Genomic DNA, 22,728 nt, shown 5'->3' with positions numbered 1-22,728 from the left:
CTACCAGCCCTCTTCGCCCGGCCACTCGGGTCCGGCGACCTCCGCCTGCGGCAGCGGCGGCGCGACGCGGTCGCTCCAATAGCGGCGACTCAGCTCGCGCTCGCAGGTGGCGGCCGACAACGGCGCGTCGCTCTGCCAGCGCCACGCGCCGCACGCGGGGCTCGCCACGACCGGCACGCCGGCCGCCTGGTAGCGCGCCAGCACCGGCGGCGCCGGGTGGCCGAAACGGCTGCGGTAGCCGGCCTGCACCAGGCCGACCCGGGGCTGCACGGCGGCCAGGAACTCGGCGCTGGACGACGTCTTGCTGCCATGGTGCGGCACCAGCAGCACATCGGCGCGCAGATCGGGCTCACGGCGCACGAGGCGCCGCTCCTGCTCGGCCTCCAGGTCACCGGCCAGCAGCGCACGCCGGCCCGCGCTCGACGTGATGCGCAGCACGCACGACATGTCGTTGGACTTGAGCGCGGCGTCGTAGTGTGCCGGCGTCGGGTGCAGCAGCTCGAAGCGCACGCCGTCCCAGGCCCAGGCCTGGCCGGCTTCGCAGCGCAGGGCCGGCGGGCCGGCGCGTCGCAGCGGGTGGCTGTCTTCGAGCGAGCTGCGCAACTCGCCCACCGGCAGCGCCTGCATCAGCGTCACGGCGCCGCCAACGTGGTCGCCATCGCGGTGGCTCAGCACCAGCATGTCCAGCCGGTGCACGCCCAGGCGACGCAGCAGTGGCAACAGCACGCGCTCGCCGGCATCCGCACCGGGCGCGTACGCCGGGCCGCTGTCGAACAGCAGCGCATGGTCGCGCGTGCGCACCAGCACCGCGTTGCCCTGGCCGATGTCGGGCGCGATCAGCTCGAACTCGCCGGCGGGCGGCCGCGTCACGGCCGGCCACAGCAACGGCAGCGCCATCGCGAGGCCCGCCAGGCGCAGGCGCCACGGCAGCCGCAGGATCATCAGCACAGCCCCGAGCAACGCCAGCCCCTGCGCCCACAGCGGCGCGGCCGGCGGCCACCAGACGGCGCCAGGCAGCGAGGCCAGCAGCCTGAGCCAAGCCATCAGGGCGTGCATCAGCCAGGCCGCGAGCGTCCACAGCGGCGCGAACACGCCGCCCAGCAGCGCCAACGGCGTGACGACGAAGCTGATGAGCGGGATGGCGACGAGGTTGGCCAGCAGGCCCACCGCCGACAGCTGCGCAAAGCAGATCAGGCCCAGCGGCGCGAGTCCGACCGTCGCGATGGCCTGGGTGTGCAGCGCCGCCTTCAGCCGCGCCCGCCACGTCGGCCCCGTCTCGCCACCACCGGCCATCAGCAGGCCCACCGCACCGAACGACAGCCAGAACCCCGGCTGCATCAGCGCCCACGGGTCCACGGCCGTGACGACGACCGCCGCGCCCAGCAGCACCAGCGGCCAGGGCCAGCGCAGGCCCAGCGTCTGCAGCCCGGCCACGGCCGCCAGCATGACCACCGTGCGCTGCGCCGGCACGCCCCAGCCCGAGAACAGCGCATAGCCCAGCGCCGCAGCCACGCCGATCCAGCGCGCGGCCAGCGGCCCCGGCACACGCAGGCACAGCCGCGTGCTGCGACGCCACAGCGGCGCGACGAGCGCGGCGGCGAGCCAGGCGAACAGCGTCACGTGCAGGCCGCTGACCGACAACAGATGCGCCACCGCCGTATCACGGAACAGCGCCCAGTCGGTATGGGTGATGGCGTTCTGGTCGCCCAGCGTCAGCGCGGCCAGCACACCGGCCATGCCGGGGTCGGCCACGTGCTCGCGGATGGCCGTGCGCAGCCGCTGCCGGGCCGCGTCGATGGACCACCACGGCGCGGCCTGCAGCCGTTCAGCTGCGCGCACCACGCCACTGGCGCGCAAGCCCTGTTCGAACAGCCACAGCTCCGCGTCGAAGCCGCCCGGGTTCGCCAGCCCGTGCGCCCGCTTGAGCCGCGCCGTGAAGCGCCAGCGCTCGCCGGCCGTGATGGAAGGTGCGTCCCTGGTTTGCTGGGTCCCCTGCAGGCCCTGGTACGACAGCAGCATCAGCCGCGCGGGCACCTCGGGCGGCAGCGCGGTGCCGGTCGGGCCCACGCCCTCGACGGCGAATTCGAACCGCCAGCCCGGCACGCCGCCCTGCCCCGTCAGCGCCACGGGCAGCGAATCGACGCGGCCGGTCAACACGAGGTCGCGGCCTTCCCAGGCCGGATGCAGCTCGGGCATCAGCCGCAGGTCGGCCCGTACGGCCGTCTGCATGAAGGCCAGCACCGCCACGCCGCCGGCCAACGCCAGCCAGTGCCGGCGGCGCCACAGCCACAGCAGCAGGAAGGCCAGCGCCAGGGCCGCGTATTCGGCCCCCGTCGGTAGCCGCTCGCAGCGCTGCACGAGCGCCAGCCCGGCCAGCCAGGCCAGGCCCATCGCCACCAGCTCGCGCATGCCCCAGGGCCGCTTCGCCACCTTGCCTCCCTGCCCGATCCGGTCGGGTCTCGGGGTGTAGCATGCCGCCGTTTTGTTCCCGCGCCACCGCGCGACCCCGCATGCGCCCGCCGGGCCGCCCCAGGGCGAACCCGGCGGGCAGAGCCCGAGACCTTCCCATGAACTCATCCGCCATCCAGGCCAAGCTCGCCGAGCTCGGCATCACCCTGCCCCCGCTCGCCGTGCCCGCCGCGGCCTACCAGCCGTTCGTGCGCACCGGCAACCTGCTGTTCGTCTCGGGCCACATCGCCAAGAAGGACGGCAAGGCCTGGGTCGGCCAGCTCGGCAAGGACACCGACACCGCGACCGGCCAGCAGGCCGCGCGCGCCATCGCCATCGACCTGCTCGGCACGCTGCAGGCCGCCACGGGCGACCTGGGCAAGGTGGTGCGCATCGTCAAGGTCATGAGCCTGGTCAACAGCACGCCGGACTTCACCGAGCAGCATCTCGTCACCAACGGCTGCTCCGAGCTGCTGGCCGCCGTGCTGGGCGACGCGGGCAAGCATGCACGCAGCGCGTTCGGCGTGGCGCAGATCCCGATGGGCGCCTGCGTCGAGATCGAGTTGATCGCGGAAGTCAGCGACTGATGTTCAGGCGGCCTTCCAAGCTGCCGGCCCGCGCGCTGGCAGGCATGGCCGCGGCGAGCTTCGCCGCCGTCGGCATCGCCCTCATCGCCCAGCACCAGTTCGGCGTGAAACCCTGCCCGTGGTGCGTGCTGCAGCGGGGCATCTTCCTGTTGATCGGGGCGTTCTCGCTGCTGGGCTGGCTGGTGCAAGCCACGCGCGCGCTGCGTCAGTCGGCCGTGGTCGCCGTGCTGCTGCTGTGCGTGGCGGGCGTGGCGGCCGCCGTCTTCCAGCATGAGGTGGCATCGCAGACGGCCACCTGTGCGATGGGCCTGGCGGACCAGATCGTCACGGCGCTGAACCTGGAGGAGCTATGGCCGTCGGTGTTCATGATCACGGCGAACTGCGCGGAAGCTGCGGCTTACCGGTTGATCGGGTTGCCGTATGAGGTCTGGAGCGGGCTGCTGTTCGTGGCGATTGGCGCGGCTGGGCTTGTTGTTCTCGGCAAGCGCTGAGGACACGGTGGTTTGATTGACTCCTGCCTGGCGCCTGCTGTGGTGCCGGGAGTTCGCCCCGGCGGGCGACCTACTTTCTTGTACGCACACGAAAGTAGGCAAAGAAAGCGCCCCCGATCCGCCCGGCCCTTTGCTTCGCAGCGGGCTGCCCTGCGCTGCTCAGGTCTTGAGGCCCCGCGAAGAACTCGCGCCGCTACGCTCTGCTCAAACATCTTCGCGAAGTCAGTTCTTGAAGCGAGCTTCGCTCGCGGCCTCAAGACCTTCCGCTGCTCGGCGGACTACTAGGGGGACCCAGGAACAGCCGGCGCCAGCCGGCTTCCGGGTTTGTCTGTTGGGCTGGTAAGAAACTCCCCTTAAAAACCGCCGAGCAGCGCAGAACAGCGAGGCGTGCGTGCAGCGCACTTCAACATCTGACTCCGCGCGACTGTTTGAGCAGAGCGCAGCGGCGCGAGTTGCACGCGGGCCTCGCTGTTCGAGCAGCGCAGGGCACCCCACTCACCATCCACCAAGCGTGGCTCAAACCACCGCCGGCAACCCCTTCAACAGCTTGTCCAGCGTCAGCGGGTAGTCCCGCACCCGCACCCCCGTGGCGTTGTAGACCGCGTTCGCGACCGCCGCCGCCGCGCCGCAGATGCCCAGCTCGCCCACGCCCTTGGCCTTCATCGGCGAGGAGATGGGGTCGGTCTCGTCCAGGAACACCACGTCCTGGTGCGGGATGTCCGCGTGCACTGGCACCTCGTAGCCCGCGAGGTCGTGGTTCACGAAGAACCCGCGCCGCACATCGACATGCAGCGCTTCCATCAGCGCCGCGCCCACGCCCATCGTCATCGCGCCGATGATCTGGCTGCGCGCCGACATGGGGTTCAGGATGCGCCCCGCCGCGCAGACCGCCAGCATGCGCCGCACGCGGATCTCGCCGCTCACCGCGTCCACGGCCACCTCGACGAAATGCCCGCCGAAGGTGGACTGCTGGTAACGCTTGTCGAGGTCGCCGTACTCGATGCCGTCCTCGGCCACCAGGCCCGCGAAGGACGACAACGGCACGGCCTTGCCGCCGCCACGCACCTGGCCGTCGGCGAACGCCGCGTCATCGCCCAGGCCAGCCTGTTGGACCACCAGGCCGCGCAGCTTCATGCAGGCCGCATAGACGCCCGACGTCGAGTTGTTGGCGCCCCACTGCCCGCCCGAACCGCAGGAGACGGGGAACGCCGAATCGCCCAGCCGCACGATGACCTGCGCCAGCGGCACGCCCATCGTCTCGGCCGCCGTCTGCGCGAGGATGGTGTAGGTGCCGGTGCCGATGTCCGTCATGTCCGTCTCGACGGTGACGCGGCCCTGCGCGTCCAGCCGCACGCGCGCCCTGGACTTCATCAGCATGTTGTTGCGAAACGCCGCCGCCACGCCCATGCCCACCAGCCAGCGGCCGTCGCGCACCTGGGCCGGCCTGGCATTGCGGCGCTGCCAGCCGAAGCGCTCGGCGCCGGTCTTCAGGCACTCGGCCAGGCGGCGCTGCGAGAACGGGCGCTGCGGCTTCTCGGGGTCCACCTGCGTGTCGTTGCGCAGGCGGAACTCGATGGGGTCCAGGCCCAGCTTCTCGGCCATCTCGTCCATCGCGATCTCCAGCGCCATCAGGCCCGGGGCCTCGCCCGGCGCACGCATCGCGTTGCCCTCGGGCAGGTCCAGCACGGCCAGGCGCATCGCGGTGTAGCGGTGCTCGCCGGCGTACAGCAACCGCGTCTGCGCCACCGCCGTCTCGGGCCCGCCGCCGGGCAGGTCGCCGGACCAGCTCTCGTGGCCGATGGCCGTGATGCGCCCGTCGCGGTCCGCGCCCAGGCGCACACGCTGCAGGGTGGCAGGCCGGTGCGTCGTGTTGTTGAAGATGAAGGGGCGCGGCAGTGCGATCTTCACCGGCCGGCCGGCGGCCTTGGCGCCCAGCGCGGCCAGCACCACATCGGCGCGCAGGAACAGCTTGCCGCCGAAGCCGCCGCCGATGTAGGGCGACTTCACGTGCACGTCCTGCTTCGGGATGCCCAGCGTCTTGGCCAGGTCCGTCACGGCCCAGTCGATCATCTGGTTGGACGTCCACACCGTCAGCTTGCGCCCCTCCCAGGCGGCGATGGTGGCGTGCGGCTCCATCATCGCGTGGCTCTGGTCGGGGGTGGTGTAGCGGGCATCGAGCTGCACAGGAGCTGCGGCGAACGCGGTCTCGAACTGGCCGACGCGCGTTTCCGACTTGCCGCCCATGCCGTCGCCCTTGGCCAGGGGCGCATGCGGCTGCTCGGCGGCCAGGTCGAAGCGGCCGGGCGCCGCGTCGTAGCGGATCTCGACGAGCTGCGCCGCGGCGCGCGCCTGCTCGAAGCTCTCGGCCACCACGACGGCCAGCGCCTGGTGGTAGTGGTCCACCTGCGGGCCGCCCAGCAGCGGCGCGGTGTTCTTGCTGCCCTTGCCCAGCTTGCCGGCATTCTGCGCGGTGACGATGGCGATCACGCCGGGTGCCGCGCGGGCCGCGCGCAGGTCCAGGGACTTGACCCGGCCCTTGGCGATGCCGGCGCCGACGATGAAGCCCACCGCGGGCGTGGGCGTGGCGTCGTGGTGCTCGTAGGCGTAGGGCGCCGTGCCGGTGGTCTTCATCGGGCCGTCGATGCGCGGCGTGGCGCGGCCGATGGCCTTGCCCTGGTCGATGGGGTTGGTGGTGGCGGGCTTGTCGAATCGCATGGTCGGCCGTCCTTTCAGCTGCGGGCAGGGTGGAGGACGTCGCCCAGCAGGCGCTCGGCCAGCTGCAGCTTGAACGCGTTGTCGTGCTGCGGCGCGGCGCCTGCGAAGGCCTGGGCGAAGAAGGTGTGCACGCCCTTGGCGAGTTGCGATTCGGCGGCCTCGACGCGCCAGGGCCGGGGCGCCACGCCGCCGAAAGCCACGCGTGCGCTGCCGTCGCGCTGGCGGATGGCAGCGACGGACACCAGCGCGAACGCATACGACGCGCGGTCGCGCACCTTGCGGTAGACGTGCTCGCCGCCCACCGGCGGCGGCAGCCAGACCGACGTGACCAGCTCGCCCTGCGCCAGCGCGTTCTCCACATGCGGCGTGTCGCCCGGCAGGCGGTGGAAGTCCGCGATCGGGATGCGGCGCGTGTGCCCGTCGGGCTGCACGGTCTCGACCTGCGCGTCCAGCACGCGCATCGCCACGGCCATGTCGCTCGGGTGCGTGGCGATGCAGGCGGTGCTGGCGCCGATGACGGCCAGCGAGCGAGCCACGCCGCCCACCGCGCTGCAGCCACTGCCGGGCTGGCGCTTGTTGCAGGGCTGCTGCGTGTCGTAGAAGTAGGGGCAGCGCGTGCGCTGCAGCAGGTTCCCCGCCGTGGTGGCGCGGTTGCGCAACTGCGCGGAGGCGCCGGACAGCAGCGCGCGCGACAGCACGGCGTAGTCCTTGCGCACGCGGGCATCGGCGGCGAGGTCGGTGTTGCGCACCAGCGCGCCCACGCGCAGGCCGCCACCTTCGCTCGATGCCACGGGCTCGATGCGGTCCAGCCCCAGCGCGTTGACGTCCACCAGGTGCGCGGGCGCCTCGATCTGCAGCTTCATCAGGTCGATGAGGTTGGTGCCGCCGGCGATGAACTTGGCGTCCGGCCGGCGTGCGACCGCATCGGCCGCTTCGGCCGGTGTGCGGGCGCGCTCGTAGGTGAAGGCCTTCATGCGGCACCGCCGTTCACGCCGACGCTGGTGATCGCGTCGGCGATGTTGGAGTAGGCACCACAGCGGCACAGGTTGCCGCTCATGCGCTCGCGCAGCTCTTCGGCGGACAGCAGCGGCCTGGCGGTCAGGTCGGCCGTCACGTGGCTGGGCACGCCGCGCAGGAGCTCGTCCAGCATGCCCGCGGCCGAACAGATCTGGCCCGGCGTGCAGTAGCCGCACTGGTAGCCGTCTTGGGCGACGAAAGCCGCCTGCAGCGGGTGCATGCGCTGCGGTGTGCCCAGGCCCTCGATGGTGGTGACCTTGGCACCGTCGAGCATGACGACGAAGGTCAGGCAGCTGTTGACACGCCGCCCGTCCAGCAGCACGGTGCACGCACCGCACTGGCCGTGGTCGCATCCCTTCTTGGTGCCGGTCAGCCGCAGGTGTTCGCGCAAGGCGTCCAGCAGCGTGGTGCGGGTGTCCAGGTCCAGCGTGTGCGGCTGGCCGTTGACCTCGAGGCTCACGGGGCCCATGGCACTGTCCTTCATGCGGGACGCCGCCGTTGCGGCGGGTGGTGCGGCATCGGCCGCCATGATCGTGGCCGTGCCCGCGCTGGCGATCAGCACGTCACGACGGGAAAGACTGGTCCGCCCATCATCCATGGCAAAGCTCCGAGCTGGTGGTGATGCAGCCTAGGCGGTCCACCCCCGCAGCCCGTGTCGGACAGCGTGCCGTCGCGGCGCCGGACGCCTCGACCGTTACCGCGGCCGCCGGGTTCGCGCGGGCTACTCGCCCTTGACGACGCCCTCGCGCCGCGGGTCGGCGCCGCCGACCCAGCCGCCCTTCACCCGCATCAGCACCTGCAGGCCGCTCGTCAGGTCGGTCTCGCTGACCTGGTGGCCGCGGCCGCGCAGGTCCGCGAGCTGCGCGTCCGTCAGCGTGCCGTGCTCGACGATGAGCACGCCCGAGTTGAAGTGGCCGAAGTTGGGCAGGTCCACCGCCTGCTGCACCGGCAGCCCCCAGGCCAGCGCGCCGGTGATGACCTTGGCCACGTAATGGATGATGACCGGCCCGCCCGGTGAGCCGGCCACCAGCACGAGCTGGCCGGCGCGGTCGAACACCAGCGTGGGCGCCATGCTGGAGCGCGGCCGCTTGCCCGCCTCGACGCGGTTGGCCACCGGTTTGCCGTCGGCGCCCACCGGGTTCAGCGAGAAGTCGGTGAGCTGGTTGTTCAGCATGAAGCCGCCGGCCAGGCCCGTGCCGCCGTCGCTCATGACGCGGTTGCCGAAGGCGGACTCGACGCTGGTGGTCATGGACACCGCGTGGCCCTGGGCGTCGACGACGCTGACCTGGCTGGTGCCCGCCTCGAGCTGCGCGGCCTGCGGCGCCCACGCCTGCTTCACGTCACCCGGCTGGCCGGCCGTGGCCGTGCCCATCGCCGTGGGGCCGATCAACGCGCCCCGCTGCTTCAGGTAGGCCGGTGCAAGCAGGCTCTGCCAGTCCCCGCCCGGCGCGGTGACGAAGGCCGGGTCGCCGATGAACTGGGCGCGGTCGGCGAATGCGAGCTTGGCGGACTCGGCATAGGCGTGCATCCAGTCCGCCGTGATCCCCTGGGCGGCGACGGCGGCGGGCTGGGTGTCCAGCAGGCCGAGGATCTGCATCAGCGTCAGGTGCCCGGACGTCGGTGGGCCGAAGCCGCAGACGCGCCAACTGCGCCAGTCGTTGCACAGCGGCGGGCGCACGACGGGCTTGTAGCCCGCGAGGTCGGCGACCGTCAGCAGCCCCGGTCGCACATGGCCCTGCACGCGGCGCACGATGTCCTCGGCCACCGGGCCCTCGTAGAAGCCCTTGGCGCCCTGTCTGGCGATACCGCGCAGCACGGCGGCGTAGGCCGGGTTCTTCAGCACGGTGCCCACCGGCTTGGGCTGGCCGGCGGCGTCGAAGAAGTACGGGGCGGCCTGCGGGTCGTGGCGCAGCGCGGGTTCGGCGCTGAACAGCTCGAACAGCCGCGGGCTGATCGCGAAGCCCCGCTCGGCCAGCCGGATGGCGGGCTCGAACAGCCGCGCCCACGGCAGCCGGCCGTGCTGGCGGTGGCCTTCGGCCAGCATGGCCAGCACGCCGGGCGTGCCGGTGGACAGGCCGCTCATGACGGCCTCGCGCATCGGCAGCGGCTTGCCGTCGGGCTTCAGGAACATCTGCGGCGTGGCGGCGGCGGGCGCCGTCTCGCGCCCATCGAAGGACTGCACCTGCCGGCCGTCCCAGTGCATCAGGAAGGCGCCACCGGCGATGCCGCTGGACTGCGGCTCGACCAGCCCCAGCACGGCCTGCACGGCCACGGCCGCGTCCAAGGCCGAGCCGCCCGCCTTCAGCATCTCGACGCCGGCGTCCACCGCCAGCGGGTTGGCCGCCGTCACGGCGAAGCGCCGGGCCGGCGCTGTCAGGCTGCCCTGCTTGGCGGTGCGGGTGGTGGCCGCTTCCGGTTGCTCGACCGCCCCGGCCGACGGCACCTGAAGGGCGAACAAAAGCGCAACGGGAAGCAGCCGCAAGGTCATGTGAAGTAGCCGAGGTCTCGGGTCGTGTAGTTGCCGATCTGGGGCAGCACCGTCGGCAAATCGGTCGCCGGCACGCCCATCCAGGTCGCAAGTGTCGCCGCGAGCTGGTCCACCGAGGTGGTGGGCAGCAGCCGGCCCTGGCCCACGTCGTCCGGCCCGTTGACGCTGACCGACGGCAGCGTGCCGTAGAAACGCCCGCCCTTGACGGCGCCGCCCATGACGAAGTGATGGCTGCCCCAGCCGTGGTCGCTGCCGTCGCCGTTGCTGGTCAGCGTGCGGCCGAAGTCGCTGGCGGTGAAGGTCGTGACCTGCTGCGCCACGCCCAGCTCCACGGTGGCGGCGTGGAAGCTGGCCAGCGCATCGTTGACCTGCGTCAGCAGCAGCGGGTGCTGGGCGACGAGCAGGTCGTGCAGGTCGAAGCCGCCGATGGAGACGAAGTACACCTGCCGTGTCGCGCCCAGGCTCTGCCGTGCGGCGATGAGCTTGGCCACCATCTGCAGTTGGGCGGACAACGAGGCCGTGCCGAACGCGGTGCCCATTGCCGGCAGCCCGGCCAGCGCCGCGCCCAGCGTGACCTGCGCGTCCACCGAGCGGCGCACGACGCGGTTCAGCTCTGCTTCCATCCAGTGGCTGCGGTCCGCGGTGATCAGCGAGCGCAGCGCGGTGGCGCAGGCCTGCGAGCCGAACAGCGGCTTGGTGATGCCGTTGACGGCCACCGCGCCGTTGGTGGACACCTGGTACTGCGCCGCCTGCCGGCCCGCCATGAACACGGCGTTGCCGGACACGTTGATGCAGGTGAAGCTGGACGTGGCGTTGCTGTTCAGGAACAGGTCGCCGATGCGCCCGCCCCAGCCGGACGTGGCCCCCTCGGGCGAGCTGGCCTGCCAGGTCGACTGCTGGTCGTTGTGCGAGAACAGCTTGGGCGGCAGCGGCACGCTCTGGGCCTTGTACTGGGCCAGCGTGGTGGGCTGCACCAGCGTGCCGACGTTGAGCTGCACGGCCAGCGTGCCGGCGTCCCACAGGCCCTTGAGCTTGCCGAGCTGCGGTGCCAGCGCCATCTGCCGGCCGCCGGCCGCGACGGGCAGCGCGGTGGCGGCCAATGCGTCACGCGAGATGGCCAGCGACTGGCGGATGCCGGCATAGGCGGTGTAGCTGGCCGAGTCGTACGGGATCAGCGTGTTGCCGTAGTCGTTGCCGCCGTACAGGAACACGCACACCAGCGCCTTGTAGTCGCCCGGCGCGGTGGCCGCAGCCGCCTCGCCGATGCCGGCCAGCGACAGCGCCCAGGGCGCGGCCGTGCCGGCAACGCCGAGCGCACTGGCGCGGCGCAGGAACTCGCGACGCTGCAGTTGGGGGAGCTTGTTGAGCTTCATGGCGTCGTCACTTCTGGATGAGGTACTCGGGGCAGGCCATCAGCATCAGGATGGCGGCCTGCACGCGGTTGAGCTTGCCGGCATCGGTGCTCGCGCTCATGGTGGCAATGGCTGTCGCCACGGTGTTCTCGGTGATGGCCGAGACGCCGCCGCCGCCCAGCCGCAGGGCCAGGCTGGCCACCAGCGCGGGCGCATCGGTGGCCAGGGCCAGTTCGGCGGTGTAGTCGGCCTTGACCTCGCCGATGCCGCTGGCGATGGCCGTCTGCAGGAAGTTGAGATAGCCCGCCACCGTGCTCTCGTTGCAGAGCTGGAACTCGGGCGCCGTGATGCCGCTGCTGCCGAGCGCGGAGCCCGGCGGCACGTAGCCGGGGCGGAAGAAGTTGAACACCGACCCGCTGCGCAGCGGGCTCTGGCCCAGCCGCGTGGCCGGGTTGCTGGTATCGCCGATGTTCCAGGCCTCGGTGGCCGACGTGACGCCAAAGCTGCGTCCCCACTGCAGCAGCCGCTGCACGGGCTCGCGCAGCTTGCCGCTGGACGGCGTCGTCGCGGCGCTGCGGGCCTCGGTGTCCAGCAGCACCGCGCGGATGACCGCCTTCAGGTCGCCGCGCACGCCCGCGCCGTTGTTCGCCCACACGGCCGACACGCGCGCCACGTAGGCGGCGCTGGGGTTGGACGTCACCAGCCGCTGGATGAGCTGCCGGCCGAGGAACGGGCCGACGTTGGCATGGCTGGCCAGCGTGTCCAGCGCCGTCTTCATCGCAGCCGGTCCGTCCGCGCTGGCGGGGATGTCCACATCCAGCACGCGCTTGGCGCCGGTGGAGAAGCGCGCGGCGATGTTGGCCATGGGCTTCCTGACATAGGCCGGGTCGGTGGTGCTGGTGGCGGCGCCGTAGTCCCAGCCGGTGAAGACACGCGCCAGGTCGGTGATCTGCGTCTGCGTGTAGGTCTCCAGCGGCTTGCCGTCGCTGCCGACCTTGGCGCTGCCGTCGGCGTTCAGTTGCACCAGGCCGATGGACATCAGCTGCATGACCTCGCGCGCGTAGTTCTCGTCGGGCACCCGGCCGGTCTTGGTGTCTTCCTTCTGGTTGCCACGCATGTTGAGGTACACCCCCATGCCGGTCGACAGCGTCACCCCCTCCAGCAGCGCGCGGTAGGTGCCGAAGGCGTTCTGCTCCAGCATGTCCAGGTAGGCGGCGCCGACGAAGCCCGGCCATTGCACCGGCAGCCCGTTCATCGAGATGACGAAGATCTCCGACAGCGCCAGCACCACGCGCTGGCGCAGCGTGTCAGGCGCGGTCATGAGCTTGCGCCACAGCGTGTTGTCCAGCCCCGCGAAGCTGTTGCGGTTGGCCTCGACCGCGTAGCCTTTGGCCACCATCCAGTCGTAGTGGCCGTCGGTGACGGGCATGGCCAGCTGGGCGTCCAGCCAGGCCGCATAGCCATTGGCCTTGACGCTGGCGATGTCGGCCGGCAGCGCGGCGAAGCCCGCCTGTGCCAAGAAGCGCGCGGCCTGGGCGTCGGTGGGCGCCGCGGTTGGCGTGGGCGGCGGGGTTGGCGCGGGCGGCGGCGAGGCCGGCGTGGTGTCGCTGCTGCCCCCGCCCCCGCCCCCGCAGGCGCTCAGAAGCGCTGCCGAAGAGAGCGCGGCGGCGGCTGGCGTCAGTGCGGCAGGCAGGCCGGCCGCAAGCGCGTCGGCGGGCTCGGGGAGCGGCGGCGACGGCGCCCTGAACAACTCGGGCAGTTCGGAAAGAGCGGGCAGAGCGGAAAGAGCGGGCATGGGCGGCGTCCGTGAGGTGCGGCGCGAATGATGGCCAACCCCGGCCCTGCTGGCGCGGCTGTCACAACGGAGTCGTGACAAACGCCCTGGCGCTTACCAGCAGAAACATGCTTGGACGGCTGACCGCAAGCCCAGCGACAGCCAGCGCCTGCGGCCCAACGAAAAAGCCCCGCACTGCGGGGCTCCTTGATCGATGCGCCGGGCGGCGCCTGCCGCGGGCCGTCAGAGCAGCGGCACGCCCGTCTTGCTCTGCGCGAATTCGCGCGTCACGCCCTCGGCCAGCTCGACGAGCTTCAGGCCTTCCGGCACCACGTCGAAAACGCCCAGGTCCGTGATGATGCGGTCCACCACGCCCACGCCCGTCAGCGGCAGCGTGCATGCGGGGATGATCTTCAGGTCCTCGGTGCCGTCCTTCTTGCGGGCCACGTGTTCCATCAGCACGATGACGCGCTTGACGCCCGCCACCAGGTCCATGGCCCCGCCCATGCCCTTGACCATCTTGCCGGGGATCATCCAGTTCGCCAGGTCGCCGCCGCCGCTGACCTGCATGGCGCCCAGGATGGACAGGTTGATCTTGCCGGCACGGATCATCGCGAAGCTGTCGTGGCTGCCGAAGATGCTGCTGCCCGGCAAGGTGGTGACGGTCTGCTTGCCAGCGTTGATGAGGTCGGCGTCCACCTCGTCCTCGGTCGGGAACGGGCCGATGCCCAGCATGCCGTTCTCGCTCTGCAGCCAGACTTCCTTCGTCGCCGGCACATGGTTGGCCACCAGCGTCGGGATGCCGATGCCGAGGTTCACGTAGAAGCCGTCTTCCAGCTCCTGGGCCGCGCGCGCGGCCATTTGGTCTTGCGTCCAGGCCATGGCTCAGGCCTCCTTCTTCGGGCTGAGGGTCTTCTTCTCGATGCGCTTCTCGGGGTTCGCATTGAGCACGATGCGGTGCACGTAGATGCCGGGCAGGTGCACGTCGTCGGGGTCGATCTCGCCGGTCTCGACGATCTGCTCCACCTCCACCACCGTCAGCTTGCCGGCCATCGCCACGGCCGGGTTGAAGTTGCGCGCGGTGCGGCGGAACACCAGGTTGCCGCTCTTGTCGGCCTTGTAGGCCTTGACCAGGGACACGTCGGGCACCAGGGCCTTTTCCAGGATGTAGGTCTCGCCGTCGAACTCGCGGACCTCCTTGCCCTCGGCGATCAGTGTGCCCACGCCGGTGCGCACGAAAAACGCCGGAATGCCGGCGCCACCGGCACGCAGCTTCTCGGCCAGCGTGCCCTGCGGCGTGAACTCCAGCTCCAGCTCCTTGGCCAGGTACTGCCGCTCGAACTCCTTGTTCTCGCCCACGTAGCTGGAAATCATCTTCCTGATCTGGCGCGTCTCCAGCAACTGGCCCAGGCCGAAGCCATCGACGCCGGCGTTGTTGGAGATGACCGTCAGGTCCTTGACGCCGCTGTCGCGAAGGGCTGCGATCAGCGCCTCCGGAATGCCGCACAGGCCGAAGCCGCCCACGGCCAGCAACTGCCCGTCCTTCACGACGCCGCGCAGCGCCTCGTCAGCGCTCGGGTACACCTTGTTCATGCCGTCTCCTGCCTTTTCGGGTGAAGTGCGAAGGGTACTATCGCGCGCCTTCCGAAGTCGATTACGCGAATTCGCCTAAGTGGACCCTGCCGCCCCCGATTACCGCAGCGCCTTCCAGCTCGCTCCCATCGGCCTGGTGCTGTCGGCCCGGCGCCAGATCGTGGACTGCAACGAGCGGGTGTTGCAGATGTTCTCGGCCACGCGCGAGCAACTCGTCGGCCAGAGCTTTGCCGTCATGTACCCCAGCGCCGTGGAGTTCGAACGCACCGGCGCGCGCATCGTCGCCCGCCTGGACGCGGAAGGCCCCATGGCAAATTACGCCGACGACCGCGTCATGCGTCGGCTGGGCAGCGGCGAACTGTTCTGGTGCCACGTGACCGGGCGCGCGCTGGATCCGGCCGACCCGCATGCGCGCGGCATCTGGAGCTTCGAGGACTTGTCGGCGCGCCGGCAGATCACCGCCGAACTGACCCCGCGCGAGCGCGAGATCGCCGCACTGCTCGTCGAGGGCCAGACCAGCAAGCTGATCGGCCGCAACCTGGGCGTGAGCCCGCGCACGGTGGACATCTACCGGGGCCGGCTGATGAAGAAATACCAGGCGGGCAGCACGCCCGAACTGATCCATAAATTGCTGAGCGCATGAGTTCCCATCACGCCCCCGAGCTGCCCTACTGCCGCAACTGCCACTACACGCTGGCGACACCGCGCCCGGTCCACTGCGGCCATTGCGGCCAGGAGACCGACCTGCATCCGCCGTCGGTGCGCGAGATGTTCACCGAGTACGTCGGCCACTACGTCGCCTTCGACGGCCCGCTGTGGCGCACGCTGTGGGCACTGGTCTGCCTGCCCGGCCACCTGACGAATGCCTACTTCCGCGGCCAGCGGCGCCGCTACGTGCTGCCGCTGCGGGTCTACCTGAGCGCCAGCTTCGTGTTCTTCGTCGGCTCGCATCTGCTGCCGCATTCGCCCTGGGAGGGCAGCATGGGTGACGCACCCATCGTGCAGCTCGACAAGCCGGAGCCGGCCGCGTCAGGCGCGACCGGCGCGCCAGCGGTGGGCGAGCGCCGCAGTTTCGACCAGTCGGTCGAGCGCTGCGCCGCATCACCGCCTCGCGCCGACTGCAGCCCGGCCGAGGCCTTCCTGTCCCGCCTCGTCCACGCCGCCAATGCCATGAGCCGCGCGCAGTGGACCGGGCGGCTGACCGCGCTGGCGCCGTACGGCATGCTGGCCATGCAGCCGGTGTTCGCGGCCCTGCTGCTGCTCATGTTCGCCGGCAGCGGCCGGCGCTATGCCGAGCATTTCGTGTTTTCGCTGCACTGCCACAGCCTGTGGTTCCTGGCGCTGCTGCTGGCCCTGGCAACCGACGCCGTCGGCCAGATGCAGCTCGCCGTTTTCTGCCAGGGCCTGCTGGCGATGCGCAACGTCTACGGGCTGGGCTGGTGGGCGGCGATCTGGCGCGGCGTCCTGCTCAGCCTGGCCTACCTGCTGTTGCTGAGCCTGGGGCTGGCGCTGCTGGCGGCCGGCATCGCCGCCAGCGCCATCACCGCGGCCTGATCAGGTGAACACGCCCTGGCGCAGCCACTTGGTGGCGACCCACTTCTCGCCGTCCAGCACGGGCGAGCCGCCATGCAGCGTCTGCGTGGACGGGTGCGGGCGGTCGTAGCTGAAGAACACCGCATTGCCCTTGACGGGCGCGACGTCCAGGCCGATGTCCGGGAAGATGGTGGAGCCGCCCGCCACCGGCGTGTTCAGGTACATGACCAGCGTGGCGACACGCTGGCCGCCACGCTTGAGGATGCCCGGCGTGCTGGCATGGGCGGGCTCGAAGTAGTCGTAGTGCGGCTGGTACTCGGCGCCCGGGCGGTAGCGCAGCACCTGCAGGCCTTCGCCGTGGTCCAGCGGCCAGCGCAGCAGCGTCGCGATGCGCGACTCGATGCGGCGGATCAGGTCGGTCTCGCCGCGCTCGAAGAACATGCCGTCGCTGGTGCGCGCGGCGTTCACCTCGCTGCCCTCGCTGCCGGTGGCCACCGTCTCGGAGCGCGCCAGGCGGCGGCCGGCGAGCGCGGTGATGCCGTCGCATTCCTCGTCCGACAGCAGGTTGCCGAACACCACCACGCGCGGCTGGCGCAGCGCCATCACCACCTGGACCTGGCGGTCACCCGCGTCGATGACGGGCGCGAAGCGACTCAGGTCGGGCTCGGGCAGGCCGGCCGTGGTGCCAGGCGCCGATCCGGGGGACGACGTCGGCGCGGCGGACGGGCCCAGCACGCGCGCCAGCGCCTGACGGGCGATGGTGTCGTTCCAGCCGCTGCCCAGCATGGCGGCGAGGATGCTGTCGGCCGGATGCCCGGCACGCGACTGCTCGGAAATCCATTCACAGAGTTCGGGCGTGATGACTTGCTGGCTCATGCTGATGCTTGGCGACGGAAGACGAAGGTGTCGGCGGACGACGCGGCGGGAGCGAAACGATAGCCGTCCAGGTCGAAGCCCTTCAGGCTCTCCGGCGCCTCCAGCCGCTGCTGGATGGCGTAGCGCGCCATCAGGCCGCGGGCGCGCTTGGCGAAGAAGCTGATGATCTTGTACTCGCCGTTCTTCCAGTCCTCGAACTGGCAGTCGACGACGCGCGGCTTGAGGGCCCGGCGGTCCGCCGCGCGGAAGTACTCCTGCGAGGCCAGGTTGACGATGACCGGCGCCTGCTCGCCACGGGCCAGCTTGTTCAGGTGCAGCGCCAGGCGGTCGCCCCACCAGTCGTAGAGGCTGGCGCCGGCCGGCGTGGCCAGCCGCGTGCCCATCTCCAGGCGGTAGGGCTGCATGCGGTCCAGCGGACGCAGCAGACCGTACAGGCCCGACAGCATGCGCACGCGCTGCTGCGCCCAGGCCAGGTCGTCGGCCGACAGCGTCTTCGCGTCCAGCCCGTCGTAGACGTCGCCGTTGAAGGCCAGCACGGCCGGCTTGCTGTTGTGCTCGGTGAAGCGCGGGCGGTACGCCGCATAGCGGTCCACGTTGAGCTGCGCCAGCGGCTCGGACAGGTCCATCAGCGCGCGCACGTCGGCCACGGTCTTGGTGCGCAGGATGTCGATGAGCGCAGCCGTGTCATCGAGGAACTGCGGGCGGGTCAGCGCCGGCGCCAGTTCGGGTGGCGTGGGCGTGTCGTAGTCGAGCGACTTGGCGGGCGAGAGCAGGAACAGCATGGGCGCGGATTTTGGCCCAGGCTCAAGCTGCGGCGGCGCGTCGCTCCAGGCCTGCATGCAGGGCCATGCCGGCGCCCATCGCCAACACGAAGCCCAGCGCCTTGACGCTGCCCATGCCCAGCACCACCAGCGCCGGGCCGGGGCACAGGCCGGCCAGCCCCCAGCCGATGCCAAACAGCAGGCTGCCGCCGATGAGCCGGCGGTCGATGCCGATCTGCTTGGGCCACTGCATGGGCAGGCCGGCGAGGGATGCACGCCGCTGCCGCGCCAGCGTGAAGGCCGGCAGCGCCACGGCGATGGCGCCGGCCATCACCAGGGCCAGCGATGGGTCCCAGGCGCCAGTGACATCCAGGAAGCCCAGCACCTTGGCCGGCGCCACCATGCCCGAGACGATGAGGCCCAGGCCGAACAGCAGGCCCGAGGCGAAGGCGATCCAGGCAGCCATGCGCGCCTCCTTCACAGCAGATGGCGGACGACGAAGACGGTCGCAAAGCCGGCGGCCATGAAGGCCAGCGTCGCCACCGCCGAGCGCGGCGACAGCCGCGACAGGCCGCAGACACCGTGGCCGCTGGTGCAGCCGGCCCCGTATCGCGTGCCGACGCCCACGAGCAGGCCGGCCGCGATCAGCGTGACCCAGTCGGCGTCGATGGACGCACGCGCGGCCGGGCTCACCAGCGCCAGCACCCACGGCGACGCCAGCAGCCCGCCGATGAAGGCCAGCCGCCAGCGCCTGTCTCCCGCGCGCAGCAGGCCGCCCAGGATGCCGCTGATGCCGGCGATGCGGCCACCCAGCAGCAGCAGCATCGCCACCGCGATGCCGATCAGCAACCCGCCGGCCAGCGCCGGCGCGGGCGTGAAGGCTTGCCAGTCCACCGTCATGCGTCCTCCGTCGGGCAGTACAAGGTGTAGAGCGTACGCAGCAGCGCCAGCAGCCGCGGGTCCGCCACGCGGTAGATGACGCGCTTGCCGTCGCGCCGCGTGTCGACCAGGCCCTCGCGGCGCAGCACGCCGAGCTGCTGCGAGAGCGTCGGCTGGTGGATGCCGAGCGCCTCTTCCAGTTCGCCGACGCTGACCTCGCCCTGCGACATCTGGCACAGCAGCAACAGCCGCTCCGTGTTGGCCAGCGCCTTCAGCGCGGCCACGGCCTCCCCGGCCGCTTCGCGCAGCGTGTGGATGTCGAGGGCGGGCGGCTGGGACATGGGCTCATTATATTGATCAATATAATGACTGCACCCCATCGACCCAGCGACGCCATGCCCATCGCCATCCAAGGCTTCCATGACCCGGTGACGGGCACCGTCAGCTACGTCGTGCACGACCCCGCCACGCGCCAGGCCGCGGTCATCGACCCCGTGCTGGACTTCGACCTCGCCTCGGGCCGCACGGCCACGCGCAGCGCCGATGCGCTGCTGGCCCACCTGCAGGCGCTGGGCCTCACGCTGCAGTGGATCCTGGAAACCCATGCCCATGCGGACCACCTCTCCGCCGCGCACCACCTGCAGCGGCAGGCCGGTGGCCTGATCGCGATCGGCGCGCACATCCGCGAGGTGCAGGCCGCCTTTGGCCGGCTCTACAACCAGCCGGTGCAAGACGACGGCTTCGACCGGCTGCTGGGCGACGGCGAGCGCTTTCGCATCGGCGGCATCGAGGCCACCGCCCTGCTCGTTCCCGGCCACACACCCGCCGACATGGCGTACCGCATCGAGGATGCCGTCTTCGTCGGCGACACCCTCTTCATGCCCGACCTGGGCAGTGCCCGCTGCGACTTCCCCGGCGGCGACGCGGCCCAGCTCTACCGCTCCATGCACCGGCTGCTGGCGCTGCCACCCGAGACTCGCCTGTTCGTCTGCCACGACTATCCCGTGGGCCGCGAGGCCCGCTGGCAGACGACGGTGGCCGAGCAGCGCGCCGCCAACATCCACGTCCGCGACGGCGTCGGCGAGGCCGAGTTCGTCGCGATGCGCCGCACGCGCGACGCCACGCTGGCCGTGCCGGCGCTGATGCTGCCGTCGCTGCAGGTGAACATCCGCGCCGGCCAGCTGCCGCCCGCAGACAGCAACGGCGTGGCCTACCTTCGCATCCCGATCAACGCGCTGTAGCGTCCCCAAGCAGCGCTCCCAAAAAAGAAACCCCGCCGAAGCGGGGCATGGGGGCCTGGGGGCGCGCGACGCCGGCTCAGCGCGTCAGAAGCGCGTTGGCGGCAGCCACGTCCTCCGGGCGCAACTGGCCCGAAGCCTGGCGCAGCCGCAGGCCGTTGACGACCACGTCATAGCGGGCCTTGGCCAGGTCGCGCTGGGTCGTGTAGAGCTGCGTCTGCGCGTTCAGCACGTCCAGGTTCACGCGCACGCCGACCTTGTAGCCGAGCTGCGTGGCTTCCAGCGCGAGCTTGGTGGACGACTCGGCGGCCTCGTAGGCGTTGACCTGCGCCTTCAGCGACTGCACGCCGAAGAAGGCGCGGCGCGTGGCCTCGGCGACGCTGCGGCGCGCGTAGTCGAGGTCGTTGCGGGCCTTGTCTTCCAGCACCAGCGTTTCCTTGATGCGGTTCTGCGTCAGGCCGCCGGTGTAGATCGGGTAGCTCAGCGTCAGGCCCACGCTGGCGGTCTTGGCCGTGCCGGCACCGGCCGCGATGGCCGCAGCGCCGCCCAGGCTGTTCTGCTGGTTCTGCCCCCCCAGCGTGGCGTTGGCGCTGACCGTGGGCAGCGCGCTGGCGCGCGCGATCTGCGTGTCCAGCTGCGCCACTTCCAGGCCCAGGCGGGCCTTGCGCACGCTGGGGTGCTGGTCATCGGCGGTGGCGACCCAGGTGTCCACGTTGTCGCTGGGCAGCGCCGGCAGCGCGACAGGCACGGCCAGGCTCTTGGGCTCCACGCCCACGCGACCGACGAACTGGTCCAGCGTCACGCGCTTGACGCGCAGGTCGTTGTCGGCGGCCAGTTCCTGCGCCACGGCCAGGTCATAGCGGGCCTGCGCTTCACGCGTGTCGGTGATGGTGGCGGTGCCGACTTCGAAGTTGCGCTTGGCGGACGCGAGCTGCTCGGAGATGGCCGCCTTGTTGGCCTGCGAGGTGGTCAGCGTGTCCTTGGCGGACAGCACGTCGAAATAGGCCGTGGCCAGGCGGACGATGAGGTCCTGCTCGGCGGTTTCCAGGTCCGCCTGCGCGACGGCATAGCCGCGCCGGGCCTTGTCGATGGTGGGGCCGTTGGTCGCGTTGAAGACCGAGTAACTGCCTTGCAGGCCGGCGGACAGCACGCGGGTGTTGTAGTTGCCGGTCGCGGCCGGGTCGTACTGCGTCGCCGTGCCGGACGCCGACAGGCCCAGCGTGGGGCGCACCAGCGCTTCGGCCTGCGCGGCGCGGGCGGCGGCCGCGTCCGCGGCGGCGCGGGTGGCCAGGTAGGTGGCGTCATAGCCCCGGGCGGCGTCATAGAGCTCTTGCAGGCTCTGGGCCTGGACCACGCCGGCGAGCAGAAGGCAGGCCGCGGCGGCCAGCGGTTGCAGGATCAGGCGAGGGGCTGTGACGAAGGGCATGGAATTCCTTGGCTGGAATGGAGAGTTAGGCAGCGGCCGAGGTTATAGAGGCAAAGCACCCCGATGACTGAAGCCATGTGACGACCTGCACGCCGGGCGGTGGCAAACGGCGTTTTGAGGCGATGGGCTGCTTCAGAAGCTGAACGCCGGGGACTCCGCAAACCCCGGCAGCCGGCCGGCCACCGTGTCGAACAGCTCGACGGACTGGAAATCGCTGGCGCCGACGCGCGTGACCAGCACGGCACGCATCACCGGTTCGTCGCCGACGATGCCCAGCAGGCGGCCGCCCACCTTCAACTGGTCCAGCAGCACCTGCGGCACGAACGCGACGGAGCCGGACAGCAGGATGGCGTCGAACGGCGCCTCGGACGACAGGCCGGCAGCGCCATCCTGGTTCAGCACGGTCACGTTCAGCACGCCGGCGCGCTTGAGGTTGGCTTGCGCCTGCGCGGCCAGGCCCGCATCGGCCTCCAGCGCGATGACGCGCTGCGCCTTGTGGCCCAGCAGCGCGGCCAGGTGGCCGGTGGCGGCGCCGATCTCCAGCACCGTCTCGTGGCGCTGCAGCTTCAGCTCCTGCAGCAGCCGCGCCTCGACGCGGGGCGCCAGCATGCGGCGCGTGGCCGTCAACGGCAGTTCGGTGTCGACGAAGGCCTGGATGCGGTGCGCCTCGGGCACGAAATCCTCGCGGTGGACGACGTGCAGCAACTCCAGCACGCTGGCGTCGAGCACGTCCCAGGGGCGGATCTGCTGCTCGATCATGTTGAAGCGGGCTTGTTCGAGGTTCATCTTGTTCTCCGGGGGCGCGGTGCGGCAGGCTGAAAAACCAAAATTCTAGGAGGTCAGGCCGGGTTGGCGAGCAGGCCGTGCAACAGCAGCGACATCTGGGCGTCCAGCAGTTCCTCGGCACTCATGCTGTGGTGGCAGAGGTCGTGCTCGCCGAACGAGTGCTCGTGCAGCAGCATGTGCAGCATGGGCGCGATCAGCAGGTGCACGGTCGCCTCGACGGGCACGGCCCGGAATTCGCCGCTGCGGATGCCACGCTCGATGAGGCCGCCGATCAGGTTCTGCGACGGCGTGACGACCTCGTCCAGGTAGAACTGCGCCAGGTCCGGGAAGTGACGCGCCTCGATCATCATGATCTTGCAGACCACACCGGCGTTGCCGTGGCCGACCTTGGCCCACCAGGCCTGCATCATCTCGCGCAGCAGGCACGCAATGGCGCCTTCGTGCTGTGCCGCCTGCGCGGCCGACTCGGCGATGTGCACGCCCAGGTTCTCGTGCACGACGGCCTTGAGCAGCTCTTCCTTGCTCGGGTAGTAGCGGTACAGCGTGCCCTTGGCGACACCGGCGCGCGCGGCGACCTCCTCGCTGCGCGTGGCGGCGAAGCCTTTCTCGACGAACAGCGCCAGCGCGGCGTCCAGCAGCTCCTGCGGGCGGGCGTCCTTGCGGCGTTGGCGGGGGGTGGCGGTGGCCAAGGGAGCGAAGTTAATGACCGAAGGGTCAGTAATGTACCGGGGCCGGCCAGCGCCCCGCAAGTCGCGCGCCCACCC

22 protein-coding genes are annotated in these 22,728 nt (G+C 71.1%); 5 read left to right on the top strand and 17 right to left on the bottom strand.

The genetic code is table 11. The annotated features are described in order from the left end of the window. Positions 1-2,430 (bottom strand): DNA internalization-related competence protein ComEC/Rec2, encoded by a 2,430-nt coding sequence (locus tag ACO07H_RS11320; RefSeq protein WP_422014114.1) that lies wholly within the window; start codon positions 2,428-2,430, stop codon positions 1-3. A 137-nt stretch (positions 2,431-2,567) separates the two neighbouring features. On the opposite strand from ACO07H_RS11320, the gene ACO07H_RS11315 reads away from it, so the two are divergent. Continuing rightward, positions 2,568-3,035, top strand: a complete 468-nt coding sequence (locus ACO07H_RS11315; protein WP_422014112.1) for a RidA family protein — start codon at positions 2,568-2,570, stop codon at positions 3,033-3,035. A gap of 44 nt (positions 3,036-3,079) precedes the next feature. Next, positions 3,080-3,526, top strand: a complete 447-nt coding sequence (locus ACO07H_RS11310; RefSeq protein WP_422014110.1) for a disulfide bond formation protein B — start codon at positions 3,080-3,082, stop codon at positions 3,524-3,526. A gap of 516 nt (positions 3,527-4,042) precedes the next feature. Here ACO07H_RS11310 and paoC read toward each other — a convergent pair. The 8 genes from paoC to ACO07H_RS11270 form a co-directional block, all read right to left on the bottom strand. After that, a complete protein-coding gene (paoC, locus tag ACO07H_RS11305; protein ID WP_422014108.1) occupies positions 4,043-6,241 on the bottom strand; it encodes an aldehyde oxidoreductase molybdenum-binding subunit PaoC in 2,199 nt (732 codons plus the stop codon). A gap of 14 nt (positions 6,242-6,255) precedes the next feature. After that, the gene (locus ACO07H_RS11300) at positions 6,256-7,215 is read right to left on the bottom strand and encodes an FAD binding domain-containing protein (protein WP_422014106.1); all 960 of its coding nucleotides are present in this window, start codon (positions 7,213-7,215) and stop codon (positions 6,256-6,258) included. Then, positions 7,212-7,856 carry an aldehyde dehydrogenase iron-sulfur subunit PaoA gene (gene paoA, locus ACO07H_RS11295; RefSeq protein WP_422014104.1) on the bottom strand — a complete coding sequence of 215 codons (645 nt, stop codon included), beginning with the start codon at positions 7,854-7,856 and terminating at the stop codon, positions 7,212-7,214. Before paoA ends, ACO07H_RS11300 begins: the two co-directional genes overlap by 4 nt. A 123-nt stretch (positions 7,857-7,979) precedes the next feature. Next, positions 7,980-9,716, bottom strand: a complete 1,737-nt coding sequence (locus ACO07H_RS11290; RefSeq protein ID WP_422014102.1) for a gamma-glutamyltransferase family protein — start codon at positions 9,714-9,716, stop codon at positions 7,980-7,982. 26 nt (positions 9,717-9,742) lie between these two features. Further along, entirely contained in the window at positions 9,743-11,119 is a 1,377-nt protein-coding gene (locus ACO07H_RS11285; RefSeq protein WP_422014100.1) for a DUF1501 domain-containing protein, read from the bottom strand. A 7-nt stretch (positions 11,120-11,126) separates the two neighbouring features. Further along, positions 11,127-12,893 (bottom strand): DUF1800 domain-containing protein, encoded by a 1,767-nt coding sequence (locus ACO07H_RS11280; RefSeq protein ID WP_422014098.1) that lies wholly within the window; start codon positions 12,891-12,893, stop codon positions 11,127-11,129. 222 nt (positions 12,894-13,115) lie between these two features. Then, a complete protein-coding gene (locus ACO07H_RS11275) occupies positions 13,116-13,754 on the bottom strand; it encodes a 3-oxoacid CoA-transferase subunit B (RefSeq protein ID WP_422014096.1) in 639 nt (212 codons plus the stop codon). Between the two features lie 3 nt (positions 13,755-13,757). Next, a complete protein-coding gene (locus tag ACO07H_RS11270) occupies positions 13,758-14,465 on the bottom strand; it encodes a CoA transferase subunit A (protein WP_422014094.1) in 708 nt (235 codons plus the stop codon). 79 nt (positions 14,466-14,544) lie between these two features. Between ACO07H_RS11270 and ACO07H_RS11265 the strand changes: the two genes are divergently transcribed. Continuing rightward, positions 14,545-15,108 carry a LuxR C-terminal-related transcriptional regulator gene (locus ACO07H_RS11265; protein ID WP_422014092.1) on the top strand — a complete coding sequence of 188 codons (564 nt, stop codon included), beginning with the start codon at positions 14,545-14,547 and terminating at the stop codon, positions 15,106-15,108. Further along, positions 15,105-16,019, top strand: a complete 915-nt coding sequence (locus ACO07H_RS11260) for a DUF3667 domain-containing protein (protein ID WP_422014090.1) — start codon at positions 15,105-15,107, stop codon at positions 16,017-16,019. Before ACO07H_RS11265 ends, ACO07H_RS11260 begins: the two co-directional genes overlap by 4 nt. Here the strand turns inward: ACO07H_RS11260 and ACO07H_RS11255 are convergent, their stop codons facing one another. Genes ACO07H_RS11255 through ACO07H_RS11235 form a run of 5 tightly spaced genes read right to left on the bottom strand, consistent with a single transcriptional unit; the run spans position 16,020 to position 18,855 of the window. Then, entirely contained in the window at positions 16,020-16,874 is an 855-nt protein-coding gene (locus ACO07H_RS11255; protein WP_422014088.1) for a 2OG-Fe(II) oxygenase, read from the bottom strand. It lies immediately after the preceding gene. Beyond that, positions 16,871-17,656 (bottom strand): peroxide stress protein YaaA, encoded by a 786-nt coding sequence (gene yaaA / locus ACO07H_RS11250; RefSeq protein WP_422014086.1) that lies wholly within the window; start codon positions 17,654-17,656, stop codon positions 16,871-16,873. Before yaaA ends, ACO07H_RS11255 begins: the two co-directional genes overlap by 4 nt. Before the next feature lie 22 nt (positions 17,657-17,678). Further along, positions 17,679-18,101: a DUF6691 family protein gene (locus ACO07H_RS11245; RefSeq protein ID WP_422014084.1), complete on the bottom strand. Its 423-nt coding sequence runs from the start codon at positions 18,099-18,101 to the stop codon at positions 17,679-17,681. Between the two features lie 11 nt (positions 18,102-18,112). Further along, positions 18,113-18,535: a YeeE/YedE family protein gene (locus ACO07H_RS11240; RefSeq protein ID WP_422014082.1), complete on the bottom strand. Its 423-nt coding sequence runs from the start codon at positions 18,533-18,535 to the stop codon at positions 18,113-18,115. Continuing rightward, positions 18,532-18,855: a metalloregulator ArsR/SmtB family transcription factor gene (locus ACO07H_RS11235; RefSeq protein ID WP_422014080.1), complete on the bottom strand. Its 324-nt coding sequence runs from the start codon at positions 18,853-18,855 to the stop codon at positions 18,532-18,534. The genes ACO07H_RS11240 and ACO07H_RS11235 overlap by 4 nt, the downstream gene beginning before the upstream one ends. Positions 18,856-18,879: 24 nt before the next feature. On the opposite strand from ACO07H_RS11235, the gene ACO07H_RS11230 reads away from it, so the two are divergent. Next, positions 18,880-19,755, top strand: a complete 876-nt coding sequence (locus ACO07H_RS11230) for an MBL fold metallo-hydrolase (protein WP_422014078.1) — start codon at positions 18,880-18,882, stop codon at positions 19,753-19,755. Between the two features lie 76 nt (positions 19,756-19,831). Here ACO07H_RS11230 and ACO07H_RS11225 read toward each other — a convergent pair whose 3' ends face one another. The 3 genes from ACO07H_RS11225 to ACO07H_RS11215 form a co-directional block, all read right to left on the bottom strand. Then, the gene (locus tag ACO07H_RS11225) at positions 19,832-21,178 is read right to left on the bottom strand and encodes a TolC family outer membrane protein (RefSeq protein ID WP_422014076.1); all 1,347 of its coding nucleotides are present in this window, start codon (positions 21,176-21,178) and stop codon (positions 19,832-19,834) included. Positions 21,179-21,310: 132 nt separating this feature from the next. After that, on the bottom strand, positions 21,311-21,964 hold the full coding sequence (locus ACO07H_RS11220) for a protein-L-isoaspartate O-methyltransferase family protein (RefSeq protein WP_422014074.1): 654 nt from the start codon (positions 21,962-21,964) through the stop codon (positions 21,311-21,313). A 53-nt stretch (positions 21,965-22,017) separates the two neighbouring features. Further along, positions 22,018-22,653 (bottom strand): TetR/AcrR family transcriptional regulator, encoded by a 636-nt coding sequence (locus ACO07H_RS11215; protein ID WP_422014072.1) that lies wholly within the window; start codon positions 22,651-22,653, stop codon positions 22,018-22,020. Positions 22,654-22,728: the final 75 nt, after the last annotated feature.

This window comes from Roseateles sp. (assembly GCF_965229315.1).
GTDB lineage: Bacteria > Pseudomonadota > Gammaproteobacteria > Burkholderiales > Burkholderiaceae_C > Pelomonas.
This window is presented reverse-complemented; position numbering and strand designations above follow the sequence as displayed.

Bases quoted from the DNA above. Each gene is read 5' to 3' on its own strand.
- ACO07H_RS11315 (WP_422014112.1), top strand. From the start codon at position 2,568: ATGAACTCATCCGCCATCCAGGCCAAGCTCGCCGAGCTCGGCATCACC.
- ACO07H_RS11310 (WP_422014110.1), top strand. From the start codon at position 3,080: ATGGCCGCGGCGAGCTTCGCCGCCGTCGGCATCGCCCTCATCGCCCAG.
- paoC (WP_422014108.1), bottom strand. From the start codon at position 6,241: ATGCGATTCGACAAGCCCGCCACCACCAACCCCATCGACCAGGGCAAG.
- ACO07H_RS11300 (WP_422014106.1), bottom strand. From the start codon at position 7,215: ATGAAGGCCTTCACCTACGAGCGCGCCCGCACACCGGCCGAAGCGGCC.
- paoA (WP_422014104.1), bottom strand. From the start codon at position 7,856: ATGGATGATGGGCGGACCAGTCTTTCCCGTCGTGACGTGCTGATCGCC.
- ACO07H_RS11285 (WP_422014100.1), bottom strand. From the start codon at position 11,119: ATGAAGCTCAACAAGCTCCCCCAACTGCAGCGTCGCGAGTTCCTGCGC.
- ACO07H_RS11280 (WP_422014098.1), bottom strand. From the start codon at position 12,893: ATGCCCGCTCTTTCCGCTCTGCCCGCTCTTTCCGAACTGCCCGAGTTG.
- ACO07H_RS11275 (WP_422014096.1), bottom strand. From the start codon at position 13,754: ATGGCCTGGACGCAAGACCAAATGGCCGCGCGCGCGGCCCAGGAGCTG.
- ACO07H_RS11270 (WP_422014094.1), bottom strand. From the start codon at position 14,465: ATGAACAAGGTGTACCCGAGCGCTGACGAGGCGCTGCGCGGCGTCGTG.
- ACO07H_RS11260 (WP_422014090.1), top strand. From the start codon at position 15,105: ATGAGTTCCCATCACGCCCCCGAGCTGCCCTACTGCCGCAACTGCCAC.
- ACO07H_RS11255 (WP_422014088.1), bottom strand. From the start codon at position 16,874: ATGAGCCAGCAAGTCATCACGCCCGAACTCTGTGAATGGATTTCCGAG.
- yaaA (WP_422014086.1), bottom strand. From the start codon at position 17,656: ATGCTGTTCCTGCTCTCGCCCGCCAAGTCGCTCGACTACGACACGCCC.
- ACO07H_RS11245 (WP_422014084.1), bottom strand. From the start codon at position 18,101: ATGGCTGCCTGGATCGCCTTCGCCTCGGGCCTGCTGTTCGGCCTGGGC.
- ACO07H_RS11240 (WP_422014082.1), bottom strand. From the start codon at position 18,535: ATGACGGTGGACTGGCAAGCCTTCACGCCCGCGCCGGCGCTGGCCGGC.
- ACO07H_RS11235 (WP_422014080.1), bottom strand. From the start codon at position 18,855: ATGTCCCAGCCGCCCGCCCTCGACATCCACACGCTGCGCGAAGCGGCC.
- ACO07H_RS11230 (WP_422014078.1), top strand. From the start codon at position 18,880: ATGACTGCACCCCATCGACCCAGCGACGCCATGCCCATCGCCATCCAA.
- ACO07H_RS11225 (WP_422014076.1), bottom strand. From the start codon at position 21,178: ATGCCCTTCGTCACAGCCCCTCGCCTGATCCTGCAACCGCTGGCCGCC.
- ACO07H_RS11220 (WP_422014074.1), bottom strand. From the start codon at position 21,964: ATGAACCTCGAACAAGCCCGCTTCAACATGATCGAGCAGCAGATCCGC.